Source organism: Mesorhizobium sp. GbtcB19, from assembly GCF_019091085.1.
Classification (GTDB): domain Bacteria; phylum Pseudomonadota; class Alphaproteobacteria; order Rhizobiales; family Rhizobiaceae; genus Mesorhizobium.
This window is the reverse complement of record NZ_JAGXJY010000209.1, coordinates 1-276: the sequence shown is the minus strand read 5'-3', so window position 1 is coordinate 276 and position 276 is coordinate 1. Positions and strand designations below refer to the sequence as shown.

Annotated in this window: 1 pseudogene; it reads left to right on the top strand. The window is 64.9% G+C overall.

What is annotated here, in order from left to right:
* Positions 1-227: pseudogene (locus KVT37_RS32200) on the top strand (hypothetical protein); the annotation flags it as partial.
* Positions 228-276: the final 49 nt, after the last annotated feature.

Genomic DNA, 276 nt, shown 5'->3' with positions numbered 1-276 from the left:
CGGCTGTTCGCGAGGCACTGACCCCGCGTCCGCTGCAGCCGCTTGTGGTGTTGGCGGTGACCATCTCGGGTCGTGGCGTGAGCTTCATGGAGCGCCAGGTGAATTGGCACTATTTGCCGATGTCGGTCGAGCAATACGCGATAGCCCTTGCGGAGAGCGAGGCGCTGGCGTGGGGCGCGAGTTCATTGCCACGCTCTGCGAACTGGCCGCTTCCGTTCGGCGCATAATGTTGCTGACGGCCGACCTCGGCTTCTCGGTCGTGGGGCCGTTTGCGCA